21 protein-coding genes are annotated in these 21,813 nt (G+C 70.7%); all 21 read left to right on the top strand.

The features are described 5' to 3' along the window. The first annotated feature begins 76 nt into the window (after window positions 1-76). The 21 genes from J7I98_RS16500 (at window position 77) to J7I98_RS16400 (ending at window position 21,695) form a co-directional block, all read left to right on the top strand. Entirely contained in the window at window positions 77-406 is a 330-nt protein-coding gene (locus J7I98_RS16500; protein ID WP_214921468.1) for a TcmI family type II polyketide cyclase, read from the top strand. Next, window positions 403-1,674, top strand: a complete 1,272-nt coding sequence (locus J7I98_RS16495) for a beta-ketoacyl synthase (protein ID WP_214921467.1) — start codon at window positions 403-405, stop codon at window positions 1,672-1,674. The genes J7I98_RS16500 and J7I98_RS16495 overlap by 4 nt, the downstream gene beginning before the upstream one ends. Then, window positions 1,671-2,885 carry a ketosynthase chain-length factor gene (locus J7I98_RS16490; RefSeq protein WP_214921466.1) on the top strand — a complete coding sequence of 405 codons (1,215 nt, stop codon included), beginning with the start codon at window positions 1,671-1,673 and terminating at the stop codon, window positions 2,883-2,885. The genes J7I98_RS16495 and J7I98_RS16490 overlap by 4 nt, the downstream gene beginning before the upstream one ends. Window positions 2,886-3,041: 156 nt before the next feature. Further along, the gene (locus J7I98_RS16485; RefSeq protein ID WP_214921465.1) at window positions 3,042-3,305 is read left to right on the top strand and encodes an acyl carrier protein; all 264 of its coding nucleotides are present in this window, start codon (window positions 3,042-3,044) and stop codon (window positions 3,303-3,305) included. A gap of 89 nt (window positions 3,306-3,394) precedes the next feature. Then, window positions 3,395-4,180, top strand: coding sequence for a 3-oxoacyl-ACP reductase FabG (fabG, locus tag J7I98_RS16480; RefSeq protein ID WP_214921464.1), 786 nt, complete (start codon window positions 3,395-3,397; stop codon window positions 4,178-4,180). 34 nt (window positions 4,181-4,214) lie between these two features. Continuing rightward, a complete protein-coding gene (locus J7I98_RS16475; RefSeq protein ID WP_214921463.1) occupies window positions 4,215-5,159 on the top strand; it encodes an aromatase/cyclase in 945 nt (314 codons plus the stop codon). 2 nt (window positions 5,160-5,161) lie between these two features. Further along, the gene (locus J7I98_RS16470) at window positions 5,162-6,706 is read left to right on the top strand and encodes an FAD-dependent monooxygenase (protein ID WP_214921462.1); all 1,545 of its coding nucleotides are present in this window, start codon (window positions 5,162-5,164) and stop codon (window positions 6,704-6,706) included. A gap of 112 nt (window positions 6,707-6,818) precedes the next feature. Beyond that, the gene (rfbA, locus tag J7I98_RS16465; protein ID WP_214921461.1) at window positions 6,819-7,688 is read left to right on the top strand and encodes a glucose-1-phosphate thymidylyltransferase RfbA; all 870 of its coding nucleotides are present in this window, start codon (window positions 6,819-6,821) and stop codon (window positions 7,686-7,688) included. 187 nt (window positions 7,689-7,875) lie between these two features. Then, window positions 7,876-8,877 carry a dTDP-glucose 4,6-dehydratase gene (rfbB, locus tag J7I98_RS16460; protein ID WP_214921460.1) on the top strand — a complete coding sequence of 334 codons (1,002 nt, stop codon included), beginning with the start codon at window positions 7,876-7,878 and terminating at the stop codon, window positions 8,875-8,877. After that, the gene (locus tag J7I98_RS16455) at window positions 8,877-10,397 is read left to right on the top strand and encodes an FAD-dependent monooxygenase (RefSeq protein ID WP_214921459.1); all 1,521 of its coding nucleotides are present in this window, start codon (window positions 8,877-8,879) and stop codon (window positions 10,395-10,397) included. The genes rfbB and J7I98_RS16455 overlap by 1 nt, the downstream gene beginning before the upstream one ends. Window positions 10,398-10,432: 35 nt before the next feature. Next, window positions 10,433-11,656: a methionine adenosyltransferase gene (gene metK, locus J7I98_RS16450; RefSeq protein WP_214921458.1), complete on the top strand. Its 1,224-nt coding sequence runs from the start codon at window positions 10,433-10,435 to the stop codon at window positions 11,654-11,656. Window positions 11,657-11,700: 44 nt separating this feature from the next. Then, on the top strand, window positions 11,701-12,705 hold the full coding sequence (locus tag J7I98_RS16445; RefSeq protein WP_214921457.1) for a carbohydrate kinase family protein: 1,005 nt from the start codon (window positions 11,701-11,703) through the stop codon (window positions 12,703-12,705). Between the two features lie 55 nt (window positions 12,706-12,760). Continuing rightward, window positions 12,761-13,882, top strand: coding sequence for a DegT/DnrJ/EryC1/StrS aminotransferase family protein (locus J7I98_RS16440; protein WP_214921456.1), 1,122 nt, complete (start codon window positions 12,761-12,763; stop codon window positions 13,880-13,882). A gap of 67 nt (window positions 13,883-13,949) precedes the next feature. Next, the gene (locus tag J7I98_RS16435) at window positions 13,950-14,693 is read left to right on the top strand and encodes a trans-aconitate 2-methyltransferase (protein ID WP_214921455.1); all 744 of its coding nucleotides are present in this window, start codon (window positions 13,950-13,952) and stop codon (window positions 14,691-14,693) included. Next, a complete protein-coding gene (locus J7I98_RS16430) occupies window positions 14,690-16,066 on the top strand; it encodes an NDP-hexose 2,3-dehydratase family protein (RefSeq protein WP_214921454.1) in 1,377 nt (458 codons plus the stop codon). Before J7I98_RS16435 ends, J7I98_RS16430 begins: the two co-directional genes overlap by 4 nt. 99 nt (window positions 16,067-16,165) lie before the next feature. Further along, entirely contained in the window at window positions 16,166-17,080 is a 915-nt protein-coding gene (locus J7I98_RS16425) for an alpha/beta hydrolase (RefSeq protein ID WP_214921453.1), read from the top strand. 24 nt (window positions 17,081-17,104) lie between these two features. Further along, window positions 17,105-18,469 carry an MFS transporter gene (locus J7I98_RS16420; protein ID WP_251020734.1) on the top strand — a complete coding sequence of 455 codons (1,365 nt, stop codon included), beginning with the start codon at window positions 17,105-17,107 and terminating at the stop codon, window positions 18,467-18,469. Between the two features lie 13 nt (window positions 18,470-18,482). Continuing rightward, entirely contained in the window at window positions 18,483-19,286 is an 804-nt protein-coding gene (locus J7I98_RS16415) for a 4'-phosphopantetheinyl transferase superfamily protein (RefSeq protein ID WP_214921452.1), read from the top strand. A 53-nt stretch (window positions 19,287-19,339) separates the two neighbouring features. Next, the gene (locus tag J7I98_RS16410; RefSeq protein ID WP_214921451.1) at window positions 19,340-20,911 is read left to right on the top strand and encodes an acyl-CoA carboxylase subunit beta; all 1,572 of its coding nucleotides are present in this window, start codon (window positions 19,340-19,342) and stop codon (window positions 20,909-20,911) included. Window positions 20,912-20,925: 14 nt separating this feature from the next. Beyond that, a complete protein-coding gene (locus J7I98_RS16405) occupies window positions 20,926-21,144 on the top strand; it encodes an acyl-CoA carboxylase epsilon subunit (RefSeq protein ID WP_214921450.1) in 219 nt (72 codons plus the stop codon). A gap of 71 nt (window positions 21,145-21,215) precedes the next feature. Further along, window positions 21,216-21,695: a nuclear transport factor 2 family protein gene (locus J7I98_RS16400; RefSeq protein ID WP_214921449.1), complete on the top strand. Its 480-nt coding sequence runs from the start codon at window positions 21,216-21,218 to the stop codon at window positions 21,693-21,695. The last annotated feature ends 118 nt before the right edge of the window (window positions 21,696-21,813 follow it).

Raw genomic sequence — 21,813 nt, 5'->3', positions numbered from 1 at the left:
CCCTTGTTGTCCCCATTTGTTGTCCACATCCCACGCGTGACGTCCGGACCAGTCCGGCCGTGAGGAGAGATAACCCATGCACAGCACATTGATCGTGGCCCGAATGGACCCCGAGGCGAGCCTCGACGTCGCCGGCCAGTTTGCCGAGTTCGACGCCACGGAGATGCCGCATCGGATGGGCACGCGGCGGCGTCAGCTCTTCGCCTACCGGGGCCTGTACTTCCACCTGCAGGACTTCGACGCCGACAACGGCGGCGAGTTGATCGAGCAGGCGAAGTCCGACCCCCGCTTCGTGCGGATCAGTGAAGCCCTGAAGCCGTTCATCCAGGCCTACGACCCGGCCACCTGGCGCTCCCCCGCGGACGCGATGGCCACCCGCTTCTACAACTGGGAGGCGTCCGCGTGACCGCCCGACGCGTGGTCATCACCGGCATCGAGGTGCTGGCTCCCGGAGGCACCGGGGCCGAGAACTTCTGGAACCTGCTGAGCGAGGGCCGCACTGCCACCCGGGGGATCACCTTCTTCGATCCCACCCCGTTCCGTTCCCGGGTCGCCGCGGAGATCGACTTCGATCCCCGTGAGCACGGCCTGAGCGCGCAGGAGATCCGGCGTATGGACCGGGCCGCGCAGTTCGCGGTCGTCGCCGCGCGCGGCGCCGTCGCCGACAGCGGCATCGACCTGGACACCTACGACCCGTACCGCGTGGGCGTCACCATCGGCAGCGCCGTGGGCGCCACCATGGGCCTCGACGAGGAGTACAACGTCGTCAGCGACGGCGGCCGACTCCACCTGGTCGACCACCAGTACGCGGTCCCGCACCTGTACAACTACCTGGTTCCCAGCTCCTTCGCGTCCGAAGTCGCCTGGGCGGTCGGCGCGCAGGGCCCGAGCACCGTGGTCTCCACGGGCTGCACCTCCGGCATCGACTCCGTCGGCCACGCCGTCGAGCTGATCCGTGAGGGCTCCGCCGACATCATGATCACCGGGTCCTCGGACGCCCCGATCTCGCCGATCACCATGGCGTGCTTCGACGCGATCAAGGCGACCACGCCCCGGCACGACGACCCCGAGCACGCCTCCCGCCCGTTCGACGGCACCCGCAACGGGTTCGTCCTCGGCGAGGGCGCCGCCGTCTTCGTCCTGGAGGAACTGGAGAGCGCGAAGAAGCGCGGCGCGCACATCTACGCCGAGATCGCGGGCTATGCGACGCGCTCCAACGCGTACCACATGACCGGTCTGCGGCCGGACGGCGCGGAGATGGCCGAGGCGATCCGCATCGCGCTCGACGAGGCGCGGATGAACCCCACCGAGCTCGACTACATCAACGCGCACGGCTCGGGCACCAAGCAGAACGACCGCCACGAGACCGCCGCCTTCAAGCGGAGCCTCGGCGACCACGCGTACCGGACCCCGGTGAGCTCCATCAAGTCGATGGTCGGCCACTCGCTCGGCGCCATCGGCTCCATCGAGATCGCCGCGTCCGCGCTGGCCATGGAGAACAACGTGGTGCCGCCCACGGCGAACCTGCACACCCCGGACCCGGAGTGCGACCTCGACTACGTGCCGCTGGTGGCGCGCGAGCAGCTCACCGACGCGGTCCTGACCGTCGGCAGCGGTTTCGGCGGATTCCAGAGCGCGATGGTGCTGGCCCGACCTGAGAGGAGCGTGGCATGACCACCTCGGTGGTAGTGACCGGTCTGGGCGTCGCCGCCCCCAACGGGCTCGGTGCGCACGACTTCTGGGCCGCGACCCGCAGCGGGAAGAGCGGCATCGCCCGGGTCACCCGTTTCGACGTCTCGTCCTACCCGGCGCAGCTTGCCGGTGAAGTTCCCGGCTTCGTCGCCGAGGACCTGCTGCCGAGCCGACTGCTTCCGCAGACCGACCGGATGACCCGGCTGGCGCTGGTTGCCACCGACTGGGCGCTGGCCGATGCGGGGATCACACCCGACGGCCTGGACGCGTTCGACATGGGCGTCGTCACAGCCGGCTCGTCGGGCGGATTCGAGTTCGGCCAGGGCGAGTTGCAGAAGCTGTGGAGCCAGGGCAGCCAGTACGTCAGCGCGTACCAGTCCTTCGCCTGGTTCTACGCCGTCAACAGCGGCCAGATATCCATCCGCAATGGGATGAAGGGCCCCAGCGGCGTCATCGTCAGCGACCAGGCCGGCGGCCTGGACGCGGTGGCGCAGGCGCGCAGGCAGATCCGCAAGGGCACCCAGCTGATCGTGTCCGGCGCCATCGACGCCTCGGTCTGCCCGTGGGGCTGGGTCGCCCAGCTCACGAGCGGCCGCCTGAGCACCTGCGACGAGCCGTCGCGCGCGTACCTGCCCTTCGACGCCGACGCGGCCGGCCATGTGGCCGGTGAGGGCGGCGCAATCCTGATCATGGAGTCCGCCTCCGCGGCCCACGCGCGCGGCGCGAAGATCTACGGCGAGATCTCCGGCTACGGCGCGACAATCGACGCCAAGCCCGGCAGCGGGCGCGAGCCCGGCCTGCGCAAGGCCGTCGAACTGGCCCTGGCCGACGCCGGGGCCGAACCCGGTGACGTCGACGTGGTCTTCGCGGACGCTGCGGCCGTGCCGGAGCTGGACCGTATCGAGGCCGAGGCCATCACCGCGGTCTTCGGGCCGCGCGGCGTGCCGGTTACGGCGCCCAAGACCATGACCGGCCGGCTGTACTCGGGCTCCGCCCCGCTGGACCTCGCCGCGGCGCTGCTCGCTGTCGAGGAGGGCCTGATCCCGCCCACGGTGAACGTCGCGCTCTCCAGCGAGTACGACCTGGACCTGGTCGGCTCCCAGCCGCGCACCGCCGAGCTGCGCACCGCGCTCGTCCTGGCCCGCGGCTACGGCGGCTTCAACTCCGCCGTGGTGGTCCGCGCCGTCGACTGAGCGCCTGTGTCTGGACCCCGGTCGCGCCCGACTGGGGTCCAGACACAGGCGCTGTGCGCACCCGAGCCGCGCCCCCCGCCGCCTTTCCCCCGCGCGGCGGGGGGCGCTCGTACCGCAGAACAGACCATCCACCCACGGAAAGAGAGAAGGACCCACGTGGCCACCAAGGAATTCACCCTCGACGACCTCAAGCGCATCCTGCTCGCGGGAGCGGGCGCGGAGGAGGGCGTGGACCTCGACGGCGACATCCTCGACGTGCAGTTCGAGGCACTCGGCTACGAGTCGCTCGCGCTGTTGGAGACCGGCAGCCTGATCGAGCGCGAGTACGGCATCTCCCTCGACGAGGACGCGCTGGCCGACGCGGACACCCCGCGCGCCCTGATCGCGGTGGTCAACGCGCACCTGACCGTCCCCGCCTGAGCGAAGTCACCGCGGGCCGGGCGGAGTTGTCCGTCCGGCCCGTCCCCCGCAACGGATACACGCAGCACCCCACCAGTGGAGAAGAGAGCATGTCGCAGCAGGAGAAGCGAGTCGCCCTGATCACCGGAGCCACCAGCGGAATCGGCCTGGCCGTCGCCCGGCTCCTGGCCGCCCAGGGCCACCGGGTCTTCATCGGCGCCCGCAGCGCCGAGAACGTCGAGAGCACCGTCAAGCAGCTGCGCGAGGAGGGCTTCGAGGCCGGCGGTGCCCCCCTCGACGTCCGATCGAACGACGACGTCAAGGCCTTCGTCCGGGCCGCCGTCGACCAGTTCGGCACGGTCGACGTCCTGGTCAACAACGCGGGCCGCTCCGGAGGTGGTGTCACCGCCGACATCAGTGACGAGCTGTGGCAGGACGTCATCGACACCAACCTCAACAGCGTCTTCCGGCTGACCCGTGAAGTGCTGACCGCCGGCGGCCTGCGCGAGAAGAACCGCGGCCGGATCATCAACATCGCCTCCACGGCCGGCAAGCAGGGTGTCGTGCTGGGCGCTCCCTACTCGGCCTCCAAGCACGGCGTCGTCGGCTTCACCAAGGCTCTCGGCAACGAGCTCGCCCCCACCGGCATCACCGTCAACGCGGTCTGCCCCGGTTACGTCGAGACGCCGATGGCGCAGCGGGTGCGGGCCGGTTACGCGGCCGCGTACGACACCAGTGAGGACGCAATCCTCGCCAAGTTCCGGGCGAAGATCCCGCTCGGCCGCTACTCGACCCCCGAGGAGGTAGCGGGTCTGGTCGGCTACCTGGCCTCCGACACCGCCGCCTCCATCACCGCGCAGGCCATGAACGTCTGCGGTGGCCTGGGCAACTTCTGAGCCGTCCGTTCCACAGAACCCGAGGAGAACGAGCATGTCGCAGCAGGGCCTGCGCGAGGTGGAGCACGAGATCACGATCTCGGCCCCGGCCGCCGCCGTCTACCGGCTGATCGCCGAGGTGGAGAACTGGCCGCGGATCTTCCCGCCCACGATTTACGTCGAGCGCGACGAGCACGGCAGGAACGAAGAGCGCATACGCATCTGGGCCACCGCCAACGAGACGGCCAAGAACTGGACTTCGCGCCGCACGCTGGACGCCGAGGCCCTGCGCATCACGTTCCGCCAGGAGGTGCCGGCCCCGCCGGTCGCCGCCATGGGCGGTACGTGGATCATCGAACCGGTGTCGGAGGCCCGGTCCCGTGTCCGGCTGCTGCACGACTACCGGGCGATCGACGACGACGCGGACAGCCTGGCCTGGATCGACGAGGCCGTCGACCGCAACTCCCGCTCCGAACTGGCCGCGCTGAAGACCAACGTGGAACTCGCGCACGCGGCCGAGGCGGTGACCTTCTCCTTCGAGGACACCGTGCAGATCAACGGTGCGGCCAAGGACGTCTACGACTTCATCAACGAGGCCGACCGCTGGGAGGAGCGGCTGCCGCACGTGGCGACCGTACGCCTGGACGAGCTTTCGCCGGGTCTGCAGATCCTGGAGATGGACACCCGCGCCAAGGACGGCTCCACGCACACCACCAAGTCGTACCGGGTCTGCCGGCCGGTCCACACAATCGCCTACAAGCAGGTGACGCTCCCGGCTCTGATGACCCTGCACACCGGCTACTGGACGTTCGCGGAGAACGAGGACGGTGTCGCCGCCTCCTCGCAGCACACCGTTGTCCTCAATACGGACAACATCGCCCGCATCCTCGGTGCGGACGCGACGGTGGACGACGCCCGCGAGTACGTACGGACCGCGCTCAGTACCAACAGCCGGGCCACGCTGGGCCACGCCAAGGACTACGCCGAGCAGAAGCGCTGACCATGACGCCGGACAGTCAGCAACCCCTGCACAGCCAGGTCACACAGGTCACCCAGGTCACACAGGTCACACAGGTCATCGTGGTCGGAGCGGGCCCCGTCGGGCTGATGCTCGCGGGAGAACTGCGGCTCGGCGGAGCCGAGGTCGTCGTCCTCGACGACCGCCCCGGCCCCACCACCGAGTCGCGTGCGTCGACGCTGCACGCCCGCACGATGGAGATCCTCGACAGCTGCGGCCTGCTCGACGAGCTGGGCACACCGGCGGACGAGCCCCGCGGGCACTTCGGCGGACTGCCGCTGGACCTGACGCTGCCCAGTACCCACCCGGGCCAGTGGACGGTCTCACAGACCCGCACGGAGGAACTGCTCCAGCGGTGGGCGGCCGGGCTCGGCGCCGACATCCGGCGCGGGTACACGCTGCGGGCCCTGGCCGTGGGCGACGCGGGCGTCGAGGCCGAGGCCGACGGCCCCGGCGGCCCCCTGCGCGTACGCGGCAGCCATCTCGTCGGCTGCGACGGCGAGCGCAGCACGGTGCGCCGACTGACCGGCGCCCGGTTCCCCGGGCAGGACGCCGGCCGGGAGATGCTGCGCGCCGATGTGGCGGGCATCGACGTTCCGGGCCGGCGGTTCCAGCGGCTGGCGCGCGGGCTGGCCGTCGCGGCCACCCGCGAAGGTGTCACGCGGGTGATGGTGCACGAGTTTGGCGCCGTCGTCGCTCCGCGTACCGGGGAGCCCCGGTTCGAGGAGGTCGTCGACGTCTGGAAGCGGGTCACCGGGGAGGACATCAGCGGCGGAACCCCGCTGTGGGTCAACTCCTTCGGCGACGCCAACCGGCAGCTGGAGCGCTACCGCCACGGCCGGATCCTGTTCGCCGGGGACGCGGCCCACCAGCAGATGCCGATCGGCGGACAGGCCCTCAACCTGGGCCTGCAGGACGCCGTCAACCTCGGCTGGAAGCTGGCCGCCCAAGTCACCGGCCGGGCGCCCGCCGGACTGCTCGACAGCTACCACTCCGAGCGGCACGAGACCGGCCGGCGGGTGCTGTCCAACATCCGGGCGCAGGCCGGACTGCTGCTCGGCGGCCCCGAAGTGGAGCCGGTGCGCGCACTGTTGGGGGAGCTGACCGCCCTGGGCGACGTACGGGAGCACCTGGCCGGGAAGATCTCCGGCCTCGACATCCGCTACGACGTCGGCGCACCGGACGCGGGGCAGGCCCATCCGCTGCTCGGCCGGCGGCTGCCGCCCGCTGAGCTGACGACCGCTCAGGGAGACACCCGGACGGCGGCCCTGCTGCGCACCGGCCGCGGCCTGCTCCTGGACCTCGGCGTCGCCGCCGACGGCGAGCCGCCGACACAGCCGGAGGACGTCGTGGCCGGCTGGACGGACCGGGTCGCTCTCACCACGGCCAGGCTGCGGAGCGACGGGCCGCTGCCCGCCGGCGCGGCCCTCCTGGTGCGGCCCGACGGCCACATCGTCTGGGTGGGAACGGCGTGGGAGGGGGTGACGACCGCGCTGCGGCGCTGGTTCGGTGAGCCCTGCCGGAATTGACAATGGCCTGACCTGAGTTTCCTTGAAAAATCTCGGCAACGCGAAGATCCTGTAATCGGTTTCCACTGGATTCCATTTCGGGATATCGCGTGAACTGCATGGAGGCAGAGACGTGAAGGGAATCATTCTGGCCGGTGGGCTCGGGACCCGGTTGCAGCCGATCACGTTCGGAGTTTCGAAGCAACTGCTCCCCGTCTACGACAAGCCGATGATTTACTATCCACTGTCGGTGCTGATGCTCGCCGGCATAACCGATATCCAGATCATTTCCTCGCCGGACGATCTGGGAGGGTTCCGCAGACTGCTGGGTGACGGATCGGATCTCGGCCTGAACCTCACCTACGCGGAGCAGGACAAGCCCCGGGGGCTGGCGGACGCCTTCATCGTGGGCGCCGACCACATCGGTGACGACTCGGTGGCCCTGGTCCTCGGCGACAACATCTTCCACGGCCCGGGCTTCAGCCAGGTGCTGCAGCAGAGCGCGCGGGACGTCGAGGGCTGCGTGCTGTTCGGTTACCCGGTCCGCGACCCCGAGCGCTACGGGGTCGGCGAGATCGATGCGCTCGGCAACCTCACCTCCCTGGAGGAGAAGCCCGCCCGACCGCGCTCCAACCTGGCCATCACGGGCCTGTACTTCTACGACAACGACGTCGTGGAGATCGCGAAGAACCTGGCGCCCTCCGAGCGCGGAGAGCTGGAGATCACGGACGTCAACCGGGTGTACCTGGAGCGCGACCGGGCCAGGCTCGTCCAGCTGGGGCGCGGCTTCGTCTGGCTGGACACCGGGACCCATGACGCGCTCGCCGAGGCCGGCCAGTACGTCCAGATCCTGGAGCACCGCCAGGGAGTGCGTATCGCCTGCATAGAGGAAATTGCCTGGCGAATGGGATTCATCGACCGGAACGCCTGCCACCAGCTCGGCAGCAGACTCGCCAGCTCCCCCTACGGCCAGTACGTCATGGAAACCGCCGCCGCCGGTTGAGCAGCTTTTCGCGACCCGAGCACGGCCCGGTCCGCCCGAGCCGGAAATCCCTTTCGAGAAGTGGAACAGTCATGCCTGCCATCGACCCCGACGACGGATACCTGCTGGTATTCAACATGTTCGAAACCGAGACCGGTCCCGACGGAATGCGACAGGGCCGGCCTTCCGCGCTGCCGGGGGCCGGGGCATGAGGATTCTGGTGACCGGAGGCGCCGGCTTCATCGGCTCCCACTACGTACGCGCGCTGCTGGCCGGCTCCTACGGCGCCGACGCGGGGACCCGTATCACCGTGCTCGACAAGCTGACGTACGCCGGCAACCGGGACAACCTGCCCGCCGCGAACGACCGGCTGGAGTTCGTACGCGGCGACATCTGCGACGGTGCGCTGCTGTTCGAACTGCTCCCCGGACACGACGCGATCGTGCACTTCGCCGCCGAATCGCACGTGGACCGCTCCGTCGACGGCGGCGCCGAGTTCGTCCGCACCAACGCACTGGGCACCCAGACCGTGCTGGAGGCCGCCCTGCACAGCGGCGTCGAGCGCGTCCTGCACGTGTCCACCGACGAGGTGTACGGCTCCATCGACGAAGGCTCCTGGACGGAGGCTTGGCCGCTGCTGCCCAATTCCCCGTACGCCGCCTCCAAGGCGAGCTCCGACCTCATCGCGCGCTCCTACTGGCGCACGCACGGGCTGAACGTCTCCATTACGCGCTGCGCCAACAACTACGGCCCGTACCAGCACCCCGAGAAGCTCATCCCCAGGTTCGTCACCAACGTGCTGGAAGGCCTCACAGTCCCGGTCTACGGCGACGGCCGCAACCGGCGCGAGTGGCTGCACGTGGACGACCACTGCCGGGCCCTCCACCTGGTGCTGACCCGGGGCGGTGCCGGCGAGATCTACAACGTCGGCAGCGGCAACGAGCTGGACAACCTCTCGCTGACCCGACGGGTGCTCGAACTGTCCGGCGCAGACGACTCGTTGATCCGCTACGTCGAGGACCGCAAGGGCCACGACCTGCGCTACTCCCTGGACGACACCAAGATCCGCGAGCAGCTCGGCTACGCGCCGCGCATCTCCTTCGACGAGGGGATCGCCGGGACCGTCGCCTGGTACCGCGACAACCCCGAGTGGTGGAAGTCCGTCAAGCACCGTGCCGCAGAGGCCGCAGAACCCGCCGGGGCAGCCTGATGCGTGCCACCGAGAACCGAGAGGGAATATCCGTGGATGCGGACGTGATCATTGTCGGTGCCGGCCCGACCGGGCTGATGCTGGCCGGCGAACTGCGGCTGGGCGGGGCGAGCGTCGTCGTCGCCGAGCGGCTGAAGCGGCCCACCGGGCAGTCGCGCGGCCTGGGTTTCACGGCACGCGCCCTGGAGTCGTTGGAACAGCGCGGGCTGGTCCCACGTTTCCCCGCGCTGGAGACCAGCCCGATGGGCCACTTCGGCGGCTTGCAGTTCGACTACACCGTCCTTGAGGGCGCCCACTTCGGTGCGCGCGGCATCCCGCAGTCGCAGACCGAGGCGGTACTCGAGGCCTGGGCGGTGGAGCTCGGCGTCGAGATCCGGCGCGGCTGGGAGTTCACCGGCCTGACACAGGACGAGGACGGCGTCGAGATCACCGCCGCGACCCCCGACGGCGAACAGCGGCTGCGCGCCGCCTACCTGGTGGGTACCGACGGCGGGAACAGCCCGGTGCGCAAGGCGGCCGGCTTCGGCTTCTCCGGCACCGCGGCCACCCGCGGCATGTACCTCGCCGACGTGACCGGCTGCGGGCTTCGGCCCCGGTTCCTGGGCGAACGGCTGGACGGCGGCATGGTGATGGCGGCCCCCCTCGCCGAGGGTGTGGACCGCATCATCGTCTGCGAGCACGGCACCCCGCCGGCGGGCCGCAGCGAGACCCCGGAGTTCGCCGAGGTGGCCGCCGCCTGGCAGCGGCTGACCGGCGAGGACATATCGGGCGGCGGCGCCGACTGGGTCAGCTCCTTCACCGACGCCACCCGGCAGGCCGGCGAGTACCGGCGCGGCCGGGTGCTGCTCGCCGGCGACGCGGCGCACATCCATCTGCCCGCCGGCGCACAGGGTCTGAGCACCGGCATCCAGGACGCCGTCAACCTCGGCTGGAAACTGGCCGCAGTGGTGGAGGGCTGGGCGCCGCCCGGCCTGCTGGACACCTACCACTCCGAACGGCACCCGGTCGGCGCCCGGCTCCTGATGAACACCCGCGCCCAGGGCGAAGTGTTCCTCGGCGGCCCCGAGACGGACCCGCTGCGCGAACTGCTCGCCGAACTCATCGAGTACGACGACGTCAAGAAGCACCTCGCGGGCGTGGTCAGCGGTCTCGACATCCGCTACGACATGGGCGGCGCCGAGGCCCCGGACGGCGGGCACCCGCTGCTCGGACGCCGCCTGCCGCACCGCACCCTGCGCACCGCCTTCGACGACCGGAGCAGCGCCGAACTGCTGCACACGGCCCAGGGCGTACTGCTCGACCTCACCGACGACCAGGCGCTGCGCGAGGCGTCGGCAGGCTGGAAGGACCGGGTGCTCACCGTCACGGCGACCCCGGCCGAACCGGATGACGCCGCCGTGTTCGCGGGCGCCGCCGCCGTCCTCGTCCGCCCCGACGGCTATGTCGCATGGGCCGGGGCGGACGCCGGGCAGCTGACGGCCGCGCTCACGCGCTGGTTCGGCCCGGCCACCGCGCTCTAGGGCATGTCCGCTCCACCGATTCAGAAGGAACTGTGATGGCAACACGTCTGTTCACCTCGGAGTCCGTGACCGAGGGTCACCCCGACAAGATCGCCGACCAGGTCAGCGACACGATTCTCGACGCGCTCCTGCGCCAGGACCCGGCATCCCGCGTCGCCGTGGAAACTCTGATCACCACCGGCCTCGTGCACGTCGCCGGTGAGGTGACCACGAAGGCGTACGCGCCGATCGCGCAGCTCGTGCGCGAGAAGATCCTGGAGATCGGTTACGACTCGTCGAACAAGGGCTTCGACGGCGCCTCCTGCGGCGTGTCGGTGTCCATCGGCGCGCAGTCCCCCGACATCGCGCAGGGCGTCGACACGGCGTACGAGACCCGGGTCGAAGGTGCCGCCGCAGGTGACGATGACGACGAGCTCGACAAGCAGGGCGCCGGCGACCAGGGCCTGATGTTCGGCTACGCGTGCGACGAGACCCCGGAGCTCATGCCGCTCCCGATCCACCTCGCGCACCGCCTCTCCCGCCGCCTGTCCGAGGTCCGCAAGAACGGGACCATCCCCTACCTGCGTCCCGACGGCAAGACCCAGGTCACCATCGAGTACGACGGCGACAAGGCCGTCCGCCTCGACACGGTCGTCGTCTCCTCGCAGCACGCCTCCGACATCGACCTGGACTCGCTGCTGGCCCCGGACATACGGAAGTTCGTCGTCGAGCACGTGCTCGCGCAGCTGGCCGGGGACGGCATCAAGCTCGACACCGACGGCTACCGCCTGCTGGTCAACCCGACCGGACGCTTCGAGATCGGCGGCCCGATGGGCGACGCCGGCCTCACCGGCCGCAAGATCATCATCGACACGTACGGCGGTATGGCCCGCCACGGCGGCGGCGCCTTCTCCGGCAAGGACCCGTCCAAGGTCGACCGCTCGGCGGCGTACGCGATGCGCTGGGTCGCCAAGAACGTCGTCGCCGCGGGCCTCGCCGCGCGCTGCGAGGTCCAGGTCGCGTACGCGATCGGCAAGGCGGAGCCGGTCGGTCTCTTCGTCGAGACCTTCGGCACCGCCACCGTCGACACGGAGAAGATCGAGAACGCCGTCGCCGAGGTCTTCGACCTCCGCCCGGCCGCGATCATCCGCGACCTCGACCTGCTGCGCCCGATCTACGCCCAGACAGCCGCGTACGGCCACTTCGGCCGCGAGCTCCCCGACTTCACCTGGGAGCGCACCGACCGCGTCGATGCCCTCAAGAAGGCCGCCGGCGTCTGAGTCGGCGTTTCGCCCCCCACGCCCAATCGAAGGAGCCAACCGCCGTGCGCATCGCTGTGGCCGGATCGATCGCCACCGACCATCTGATGGCCTACCCGGGCCGGTTCGTCGAGCAGATGATCGCCGACAGTCTCGACCGGGTCTCGCTGTCCTTCCTCGCCGACTCCCTGGAGGTGCGGCGGGGCGGAGTCGCGGCCAACATCGCGCTGGGGCTCGGCAGACTCGGGCTCTCCCCCGTGCTGATCGGCGCGGCGGGCGTCGACTTCGGGGAGTACGCGCGCTGGCTGGAGGCCAACGGCGTGGACACCTCCGCGGTACACGTCAGCGAAACCCTGCACACGGCGCGCTTCGTGTGCACGACGGACATCGAGCAGAACCAGATCGCCACGTTCTACGCGGGCGCCATGGCCGAGGCCCGGAAGATCAGCCTCGCCACCGTCGCCGGAAACTGCGGCGGGCTGGACCTCGTCCTGGTCGGCGCCGACGACCCCGCAGCGATGCTGCGCCATACCGAGGCCGCCCGCCGGCTCGGCGTCCCCTTCGCCGCCGACCCCTCGCAGCAGCTTGCCCGGCTCGGCCGTGACGAGGTCCGCACGGTGGTCGACGGGGCCACGTACCTGTTCACCAACGAGTACGAGGCGGCGCTGCTCAAGGAGCACGCCGACTGGAGCGAGACGGACGTCCTGGAGCGCGTCGGCACCTGGATCACCACGCGCGGCGCCGACGGCGTCGACATCGCCCAAAAGGACCGGCCCGGCCTGCACGTGGCCGCCGTCCACACGGACGACGTCGTCGAACCGACCGGCGTGGGCGACGCCTTCCGGGCCGGCTTCCTGGCCGGCACCTCGTGGGGCTGGCCGCAGGAACGGGCGGCGCAGCTCGGCTGCAGCCTGGCCACGCTGGTGCTCGAATCCGTCGGAACCCAGGAGTACGAGCTCACCGGAGCGGGTCTGCTGCGGCGCATCGAGCAGGCGTACGGCTCCGACGCGGCCCGCGCGATGGAGACCGGGCTGGCGGGTGTGTGCGGCCCGCTCACGCCCGCCGCCTGACTCCGCAGGTCCAGCCCCCCTTTGACGAGTACGACCCGCACCTGGAGGTATGAGAGTGACGACGCGTGTATGGAACTACCTGCCGGAGTACGAGAAGGAGAAGGCCGACATCCTCGACGCCGTCGAGAAGGTGTTCGGCTCCGGCCAACTGGTGCTCGGTGAGAGCGTCAAGGGCTTCGAGGCGGAGTTCGCCGCCTACCACGGCGCGGGCTACTGCACGAGTGTCGACAACGGCACCAACGCGCTGAAGCTCGCCCTGGAAGCACTGGGCATCGGCCCCGGCGACGAGGTCGTCACCGTCTCCAACACGGCGGCCCCCACCGTCCTGGCCATCACCGGCACGGGGGCCGTCCCCGTGTTCGTGGACGTGCGCGAAGAGGACTTCCTGATCGACACCGACCTCGTCGAGGCGGCGATCACCCCTCGCACCAAGGCGCTGCTGCCGGTCCACCTCTACGGCCAGAGCGTCGACATGGCCCCGCTCAAGGCGATCGCCGCAAAGCACGGGCTGAAGATCCTCGAAGACTGCGCGCAGGCGCACGGCGCCCGTCACCACGGCGAGCTCGTCGGCACCATGGGCGACGCGGCCGCGTTCTCCTTCTACCCCACCAAGGTTCTCGGGGCGTACGGGGACGGCGGAGCGGTGGTCACCTCCGACAAGGCGACCGACCTGGCCATGCGTCAGCTCCGCTACTACGGCATGGACAAGGTCTACTACGTCGTCCGCACCCCGGGCCACAACTCCCGGCTGGACGAGGTACAGGCCGAGATCCTGCGCCGCAAGCTCGGTCGGCTCGACGAGTACGTGGCCGGCCGCAACGCCGTTGCCCGCCGCTACGAGGAGAAGCTCGGCGACCTCACGGGCCCCGATGCGCTCCGGCTGCCGGCCACCAACGAAGGCAACACCCACTCGTACTACGTCTACGTGGTCCGTCACCCCGAGCGCGACCGGATCATCGAGGCGCTCAAGGCGTACGACATCTCGCTGAACATCAGCTACCCGTGGCCCTGCCACACCATGACCGGCTTCGCGTATCTCGGTTACGGGACGGGGACGCTCCCGGTCACCGAGAAGCTGGCCGGCGAGATCTTCTCGCTGCCGATGTACCCCTCGCTCGACGAGGCGGAGCAGGACCGGGTCATCAACGCGCTGCGCTTGGTGCTGGCCGCCCTTTAGGCCGGCCCGCCCCTGTCATCACCACCACCGCGGCCGCCCGGCCCCGGCCGTCCCAGAGAGGGAATACATGATCGACCAGGAGAACATCGGCATCTACGACGTCGGCGACATCTATGACGCCATCTACGGCGGCCGGGGCAAGGACTACCGCGGCGAGTCCGCCGCCGTCACCCGGCACATCCGCTCCCGCCACCCCCGGGCCGCCTCGGTCCTCGACGTCGGGTGCGGCACCGGCGGCCACCTGAAGTACTTCGCCGAGGACTTCACCGTGGTCGAGGGCCTCGACCTGACCGAGGGCATGCTCGACGTGGCACGCCGCAACCTGCCGGAGATACCCGTGCAGTGCGGCGACATGCGCTCCTTCGAGCTGGGCCGCCGCTTCGACGCAGTCGTCTGCCTGTTCGCGACCATCGGGAACCTGGTCGGCCAGGACGAGCTCGACACGACGCTGTCCACCTTCGCCCGCCACGTGGTGCCCGGCGGCGTCCTCGTCATCGAACCGTGGTGGTTCCCGGAGAACTTCACCCCGGGCCACGTCGGCGGCAGCGTCACCACCGTCGACGGCCGCACCGTCGCCCGGGTCTCGCACGCGGTCCGCGACAGCGAGACCGCCAGCCGGATGAACGTCCACTACCTGGTGGCCGAGTCCGGCAAGGGCGTTCAGCACTTCGCAGACGTCCACGTGCTGTCGCTGTACGGCCGCGAGCAGTTCGAGAAGGCCTTCGAGCAGGCCGGGTTCTCCGTGGAGTACGTCGAGGGCGACTACAACGGCAACGGCCTGTTCGTGGGCGTCAAGCGGGAAAACGCGTGAGCGTGGCCCTGCGTCCCCGGGCGGACGACGTGCTCGCCGGGCGCCTCGCGCGGTCGGCTGCGGCCGACGGATCGTGGATCTCCACCGCCGACTTCCCCGCCTGGCTGGAGGGGCGGCGCCGTGCCCACCACTTCAAGGTCGAACGGATCCCCTTCGCCGAGCTCGACGGGTGGTCGTTCGCCGAGGACACCGGGAACCTGGTGCACCGCACCGGGCGGTTCTTCTCCGTCGAGGGGCTGTCCGTCACGGTCGGGGAGGGCCCGTTCCGCCACTGGGAGCAGCCGATCATCCGGCAGCCCGAGGTAGGCATTCTGGGCCTGGTGGCCAAGGAGTTCGACGGGGTCCTGCACTTCTTGATGCAGGCCAAGATGGAGCCGGGCAACCGCAACCTCCTCCAGCTCTCGCCGACGGTGCAGGCCACCCGGAGCAACTACACCAAGGTCCACAAGGGTGCCGACGTGAAGTACCTCGAGTACTTCACCGACCCCGCCCGGGGCCGGGTGGTCTTCGACGTACTCCAGTCCGAACACGGCTCCTGGTTCTACCGCAAGGCCAACCGCAACATGCTGGTCGAGGCGCTCGACGAGGTGCCGCAGGACGACGACTTCTGCTGGCTGACCCTCGGTCAGATCGGCGAGCTGCTGCGCCTGGACAACGTGGTCAACATGGACTCGCGCACGGTCGTCGCCTGCTTCCCCATGGGCGCGTCCGAGCAGGGCGCGCTCCTCCCGGACGCGGCCGTGCAGTCCTGGGTCACCGTCGAACGCTCCCGTCACGACGTGGTCGTCGACCGGGTGCCGCTCGCCGGCCTCAAGGGCTGGGAGCGCGACGAGAACTCGCTGGGCCGCCCCGACGGCCGCTTCTTCAAGCTGGTCGCCGTCTCGGTCGAGGCCGGCAGCCGCGAGGTCTCCGGCTGGTCGCAGCCCCTGCTGGAGCCGACCGGGCCCGCGGTGGCGGCCTTCCTGGTCCGCCGCATCGCAGGTGTACCCCACCTGCTGGTCAGCGCCAGGGCGGAGGCAGGCTTCCTCGACACCATCGAGCTGGGCCCCACCGTCCAGTGCGACCCCGGCAACTGGCGCGACGTACAAGCCCCGCCGTTCCTGGACACCGTCCTGGAGGCCGCTCCGGAACGTGTCGTGTACGAGGCCCTGCACTCGGAGGAGGGCGGACGCTTCCTGTACGCGGAGATCCGCTACCTCTTCGTCGAGGCCGACGAGACACAGGCCCCGCTGGACCCGCCGCCCGGCTTCCAGTGGGTCACCCCCGGGCAGCTCAACGACCTGGCCGGGCACGCACACTACGTCAACGTCCAGGCCCGGACGCTCCTGGCCTGCCTCAACTCGGGTGCGGCACGGCTCGAAGACGTGGCATGAGCACACCGTCCGCTTCGGCGGCCGTCACCCCCCACACCCACCCCAGGAGGACACCATGAGCCGCGCCCGCATCCCCGCCCCGGCCGCCGGGCGCGCCGCGTGAACACCGGCGTGGCGGCGCCCGCCCCCACCGGCTCCCTGTCCCCGGGCGTCCGGGCGATCACCCTGGACGGCGGCGACGGCGTCGCCCTGTCCGCGCTGATCGCCGAGCCCGAGGGCACCCCCCGGGCGACGGTCGTCGCCGTGCACGGCGGGGGTATGCGGGCCGGCTACTTCGACGGCCAGTCCCACCCCGACGTCTCGCTGCTCACCCTCGGCGCCCGGCTCGGCTACACCGTCATCGCCGTCGACCGCCCCGGCTACGGCCTCTCCGCCCGGCAACTGCCCCAGGGACAGACGCTGTCCGGACAGGCCATGTCGATGCGCACGGCGCTCGCGGGTATCCTCGGCGGCCGGCCCACCGGGGCGGGCCTGTTCCTGCTCGCCCACTCCTACGGCGGCAAACTCGCGCTCACCTGCGCGGCGGACCCGCTGGGAGTACCCCTGCTCGGACTCGACATCTCCGGCTGCGGCCACCGCTACGCCGTCGACCCGGCCGACCTCCCCGACTCCCACCGGCACGGGCACTGGACACGCAACTGGGGGCGTCTGCGCTTCTATCCGCCGCACACCTTCCGCAACAGCGCCCCCCTGATCGCCCCGATGCCTTCCCTGGACTGGGCGGAGGCGGTGCGCTGGCCCCAGTACTTCGACGAACTGGCTGCCCGGGTACGCGTACCGGTCCGGCTGACCTTCGCCGAGTACGAGAAGTGGTGGCGGCACGACCCGGAGAGCATCGCCGACCTGACGGCCCGGCTCACCTCGGCCCCGCGGGTCACCGTCGACCGCCTGGACGAGGCGGGCCACAACATCAGCCTGGGCTGGGCCGCCCGTACGTACCACCTGCGCGCGCTCGCCTTCCTGGAGGAATGCGTGGCGGCCGCCGACCAGGGGATGTCTACCGGCAGCACATGAGAGACGCGAGGTGCAGCGCAGCCCATGGAGCCCATGAAGCCCATGAAGCCCATGAAGCCCATGGACAAGACGTACCCGAACATCTTCCGGTCCCTGTCCGTACGCAACTTCCGGCTCTTCGCGGCCGGACAGGTGGTCTCGGTCGCGGGCACATGGATGATGATCGTGGCCCAGGACTGGCTGGTGCTCTCCCTGACGGGCGACTCCGAAACGGCCCTGGGCACCGTGACCGCGCTGCAGTTCACGCCGCTGCTGCTGTTCACCCTGTACGGGGGGCGCATCGCGGACCGGTTCGACAAGAGACTGCTGCTCACCCTCGCCAACCTGGTCTCCGGCGCCCTGGCGCTGGGGCTGGCACTGCTGGTCGTCACCGGCTCCGTACAGCTGTGGCAGATCTACCTGTTCGCGTTCGCGCTCGGCACGGTCAACTCCGTCGAGGTGCCGACACGGATGTCGTTCGTCAGCGAGATGGTCGGCCCCGACCTGCTGCCGAACGCCTCCGCGCTGAGCGCGGCGTACTTCAACACGGCCCGGGTCGTCGGCCCGGCACTCGCCGGCCTGCTCATCAGCGTCCTGGGCACCGGGCCGGTGATGCTGGTCAACGCGGCCAGCTATCTGGCCACGGTGGTGGGGCTGCGCATGATGCGGCCGCAGGAACTGACCCGCGGGAACCGTCCCACGGCAGGTGCCCGAGTGGTCGACGGGCTGCGGTACGTGGGCACCCGCCGCGATCTGCTGGTGCCGCTGGCGCTCGTCGCCGTCGTCGGCCTGTTCGGCTTCAACTTCCAGCTGACGCTGCCGCTGCTCGCCAAGACCGTCTTCCACGCCGACGCGGCCTCCTTCGGCCTGCTGACCACGGCGTTCGCCGCAGGATCACTGATCGCGGCGTTCGCCACCACCGTGCGCCGCAGCCGCCCGGCGGCCCGTACCGTCGCCGTGGCGGCCCTCGCCTTCGGGCTGCTGGAGACGGCCGCGGGCTGGTCCCCGAACTACCTCGCCGCAGCGGTGCTGCTCTGTCTCACCGGCTTCGCGACCATCTACTTCGCGCAGGCGGCGAACCACCGGATCCAGCTCGGCAGCGACCCGCAGTTCCGGGGGCGCGTGATGGCCCTCTACACGCTGATCCTGCAGGGATCCACCCCCCTCGGCGCCCTCCTCGTCGGCTGGCTCACCGGCCACTTCGGGGCCCGCGCCGGGCTCTACGCAGGTGGCCTGGCCTCGCTGGCCGGGGCGCTCGTGGTGCTCGCGGCCGGGCGCGGGCGCACCACTGGGGACACAGCGGGGAAAGCCGCTGTCGCCCCGGCGCCGGGGCGCACCGCCCCCGCGCCGGGGCAGGACGGGCGCACCGGATCTGCCGGGCCGCAGGTCTTCCCCGACGCGCCCCGATGAGGAGCAGGAACCCATGACGGAACCGACCCTTTCCGGCGGAGCAGGCCACCTCACGGACCCGGCCGCGCCGCGTGCCATGAGGCCGGGCGAGGCGCACGTGTGGGCGCTGCGCGTGCCACCGGACGACGACGGCCCCTTGCCCCTCGCGACCCGCGAACTCGGCCCTGTCGAGACTCGGCGGGCCGCGGCGTTCCGGCGCCCGCGCGACCGGCTGACGTACACGGCGGCGCACATCGCGCTGCGGCGGTTGCTGTCGGCGTACACCGGCATCCCGCCTGGCCGGCTGCGGCTGGGCCGGGCACCGTGTCCGCGCTGCGCGGGAGAGCACGGCCCGCCGGTGCTCTCCGGCACCGGGCCCCACTTCTCCCTCTCGCACAGCCACGGCCTGGCGGTCGTCGGGCTGGCGGGCACGCCGCTCGGTGTCGACGTACAGCGGCTGCCCACCGTCGCGTCGGCCCAGGTGTGCTTGCCGGCGCTGCACCCGGCCGAGCGCCGCGAGATGGCAGCGCTGCCCGGGGAGCAGCTTCCCGCCGCCTTCGGCGAGTTGTGGGTCCGCAAGGAGGCCTACCTCAAGGGCCTGGGCACCGGACTGTGTCGCCGTGCGGCCGCCGACTACCTGGGCGCCGGCGGGCCCGGCGCCCCCGGCCGGCCCGAGGGCTGGAGCGTACGCAATCTGCCGGTCGAGGACGGCCACGTCGCGGCGACCGCCGTGCGGGCGGACGCGCCGCACCGCACCGTCGCCCGCCACCTGCCCGAGGAGTGGCTGTACGCCGAGGACGCCACCGATCTGATCGCCGCCGTGCGAGCGAGGCACTGAACGAGAACACGCCAACACGACAGGCACGACTGTCACGACAGTGGGGGAACAGCATGCCGCCCGCAACAACCACCGAAGCACTGGCCGACCGGCTGAGGGATCTGCAGGAGCGCAAGGACCTCGCCCGCCTGGGCGCGGATCCGAGGGCCACCGAGAGACAGCACGCCAAGGGCAAGCTGACCGCCCACGAGCGCATCGCGCTGCTCCTGGACAAGGGCAGTTTCTCGGAGGTCGAGTCGCTGCGCCGGCACCGGGCGACGGGCTTCGGCCTGGAGGCCAAGCGCCCGTACACCGACGGTGTGGTCACCGGCTGGGGCACCGTGGAGGGCCGCACAGTCTTCGTGTACGCCCACGACTTCCGCATCTTCGGCGGCGCGCTCGGCGAGGCGCATGCCCAGAAGATCCACAAGATCATGGACATGGCCATCGCGGCCGGCGCCCCGCTGGTCTCGCTGAACGACGGCGCGGGCGCCCGTATCCAGGAGGGCGTCTCGGCGCTCGCCGGCTACGGTGGCATCTTCCAGCGCAACACCCGCGCGAGCGGTGTGATCCCGCAGATCTCCGTGATGCTCGGTCCGTGCGCGGGCGGCGCGGCGTACAGCCCGGCCCTGACCGACTTCATCTTCGCCGTACGCGACATCTCGCAGATGTTCATCACGGGCCCCGACGTCGTCAAGGCCGTCACCGGTGAGGAGATCTCCCAGAACGGGCTGGGCGGCGCGGACGTACACGCGGGGGTCTCGGGTGTGGCCCACTTCGTGTACGACGACGAGGAGACCTGCCTCGCCGAGGTGCGCTACCTGCTCTCCCTGCTGCCCGCCAACAACCGGGAGCTCCCGCCGTCCGCGCAGAGCGGCGACGCGGCCGACCGGGCGGGCGACGCGCTTCTCGACCTGGTGCCGGCCGACGGCAACCGTTCGTACGACATCCGTCCCGTCATCGAGGAACTCGTCGACGACGGCGAATTCATGGAGGTCCACGCGGCCTGGGCGCCCAACATCGTCTGCGCGCTGGCCCGCATCGACGGCCATGTCGTCGGCATCGTCGCCAACCAGCCTGCCGCCATGGCGGGGGTGCTGGACATCAAGGCCAGCGAGAAGGGCGCGCGGTTCGTCCAGTTCTGCGACGCCTTCAACATCCCGCTGCTCACCCTCGTCGACGTGCCCGGCTTCCTGCCCGGCGTCGACCAGGAGCACGAGGGCATCATCCGGCGCGGGGCCAAGCTGCTGTACGCCTACTGCAACGCGACGGTGCCGCGGATCTCGGTGGTGCTGCGCAAGGCGTACGGCGGCGCGTACATCGTCATGGACTCCCGGTCCATCGGCGCGGACATCGCGCTGGCCTGGCCCACCAACGAGATCGCGGTGATGGGCGCCGAGGGCGCCGCCAACGTCGTCTTCCGGCGGGAGATCGCCGCGGCCGACGACCCCGAGGCGATGCGCAGCAGCAAGATCGAGCAGTACAAGCAGGAGCTGGTGCACCCCTATTACGCGGCGGAACGCGGCCTGGTCGACGACGTCATCGACCCCCGCGAGACCCGGTCGGTGCTCGGCCGGGCCCTCGCCATGCTCGCCACCAAGCACGCCGACCTGCCGCGCCGCAAGCACGGCAACCCGCCCCAGTGAGTGAAGGAGCTGCCATGACACAGCCGTATCCCGCGCCTCTGGTGCGCATCGAGAAGGGCAACCCCGCCCCCGAGGAGCTGGCGGCCCTGACCGCGGTCCTCCTCGCCCGCGTCCTCGGCCCTGACGTCGAGCCGGACGACCAGGCGCGCGGCAGGCGAGCGGTCGCCCACTGGCGACGGCCCGAGCGGGTGGCCGGATTCGACGGTCCGCGCACCTGGCGCAGCGCGGCCTGACCGCTTCCCGAGACCCCGAAGACCCGAGAACCCGACCGAGAACCCGAGCCCCCGAGAACAAGGACACAGACATGACCACCACCGCACCGCAGTACGACCTCCAGTCGCTCAGCCTCCGGCTGCAGGAGCTGACCGACCGCGTCGAGCTCACCGAACTGTGCGACCGCTACGTCCGGCATCTCGACAAGGACCGGGCCAGCGACGCCTGGCTCGGCTCGGTCTTCACACAGGACGCCCGTCTGACCTTCCCCATGGGGGAGTTCCGGGGCATGGAGGGCCTGACGGCCTTCCAGAAGATGGCCCGCACCACGTTCGAGCGGACCCACCACGTCAGCTCCAACTACGACATCCGGGTGGACGGCGACCGCGCCCTGATCACGGCGCACCTGATGGCGGTGCACGTGCGGCGCCGCGAGGAGCCGGGAAGCCACTTCACCATCGGCGGTCACTACGAGGCCGAGGCGGTACGTACGGACGAGGGCTGGCGGATCCGCACGTTCGACTTCGACCTGGTCTGGAACGCGGGCGATCCGCCGGCGGGCAAGATCTGATCCCGTACACGGAGGGCGGAGGGGGGTGGCCGGGCAGGACCTTTGCGGTCCTGCCCGGCCACCCCTCTTTTTGCGTTTCTTGCGTCGTGCGGGTTGCTCAGTAGCGGTAGTGGTCGGG

It is taken from the genome of Streptomyces sp. ISL-98 (assembly GCF_018614055.1).
GTDB classification, from domain to species: Bacteria; Actinomycetota; Actinomycetes; order Streptomycetales; family Streptomycetaceae; genus Streptomyces; species Streptomyces spiramyceticus.
The sequence above is the reverse complement of the archived record's forward strand: the minus strand, read 5'-3'. Positions and strand labels throughout refer to the sequence as shown.

Excerpts from the sequence above, each read along its gene's own strand:
- J7I98_RS16500 (WP_214921468.1), top strand. The coding sequence starts at position 77 with ATGCACAGCACATTGATCGTGGCCCGAATGGACCCCGAGGCGAGCCTC.
- J7I98_RS16490 (WP_214921466.1), top strand. The coding sequence starts at position 1,671 with ATGACCACCTCGGTGGTAGTGACCGGTCTGGGCGTCGCCGCCCCCAAC.
- fabG (WP_214921464.1), top strand. The coding sequence starts at position 3,395 with ATGTCGCAGCAGGAGAAGCGAGTCGCCCTGATCACCGGAGCCACCAGC.
- J7I98_RS16475 (WP_214921463.1), top strand. The coding sequence starts at position 4,215 with ATGTCGCAGCAGGGCCTGCGCGAGGTGGAGCACGAGATCACGATCTCG.
- J7I98_RS16470 (WP_214921462.1), top strand. The coding sequence starts at position 5,162 with ATGACGCCGGACAGTCAGCAACCCCTGCACAGCCAGGTCACACAGGTC.
- rfbB (WP_214921460.1), top strand. The coding sequence starts at position 7,876 with ATGAGGATTCTGGTGACCGGAGGCGCCGGCTTCATCGGCTCCCACTAC.
- J7I98_RS16455 (WP_214921459.1), top strand. The coding sequence starts at position 8,877 with ATGCGTGCCACCGAGAACCGAGAGGGAATATCCGTGGATGCGGACGTG.
- metK (WP_214921458.1), top strand. The coding sequence starts at position 10,433 with ATGGCAACACGTCTGTTCACCTCGGAGTCCGTGACCGAGGGTCACCCC.
- J7I98_RS16435 (WP_214921455.1), top strand. The coding sequence starts at position 13,950 with ATGATCGACCAGGAGAACATCGGCATCTACGACGTCGGCGACATCTAT.
- J7I98_RS16420 (WP_251020734.1), top strand. The coding sequence starts at position 17,105 with ATGGAGCCCATGAAGCCCATGAAGCCCATGAAGCCCATGGACAAGACG.
- J7I98_RS16415 (WP_214921452.1), top strand. The coding sequence starts at position 18,483 with ATGACGGAACCGACCCTTTCCGGCGGAGCAGGCCACCTCACGGACCCG.
- J7I98_RS16410 (WP_214921451.1), top strand. The coding sequence starts at position 19,340 with ATGCCGCCCGCAACAACCACCGAAGCACTGGCCGACCGGCTGAGGGAT.
- J7I98_RS16405 (WP_214921450.1), top strand. The coding sequence starts at position 20,926 with ATGACACAGCCGTATCCCGCGCCTCTGGTGCGCATCGAGAAGGGCAAC.
- J7I98_RS16400 (WP_214921449.1), top strand. The coding sequence starts at position 21,216 with ATGACCACCACCGCACCGCAGTACGACCTCCAGTCGCTCAGCCTCCGG.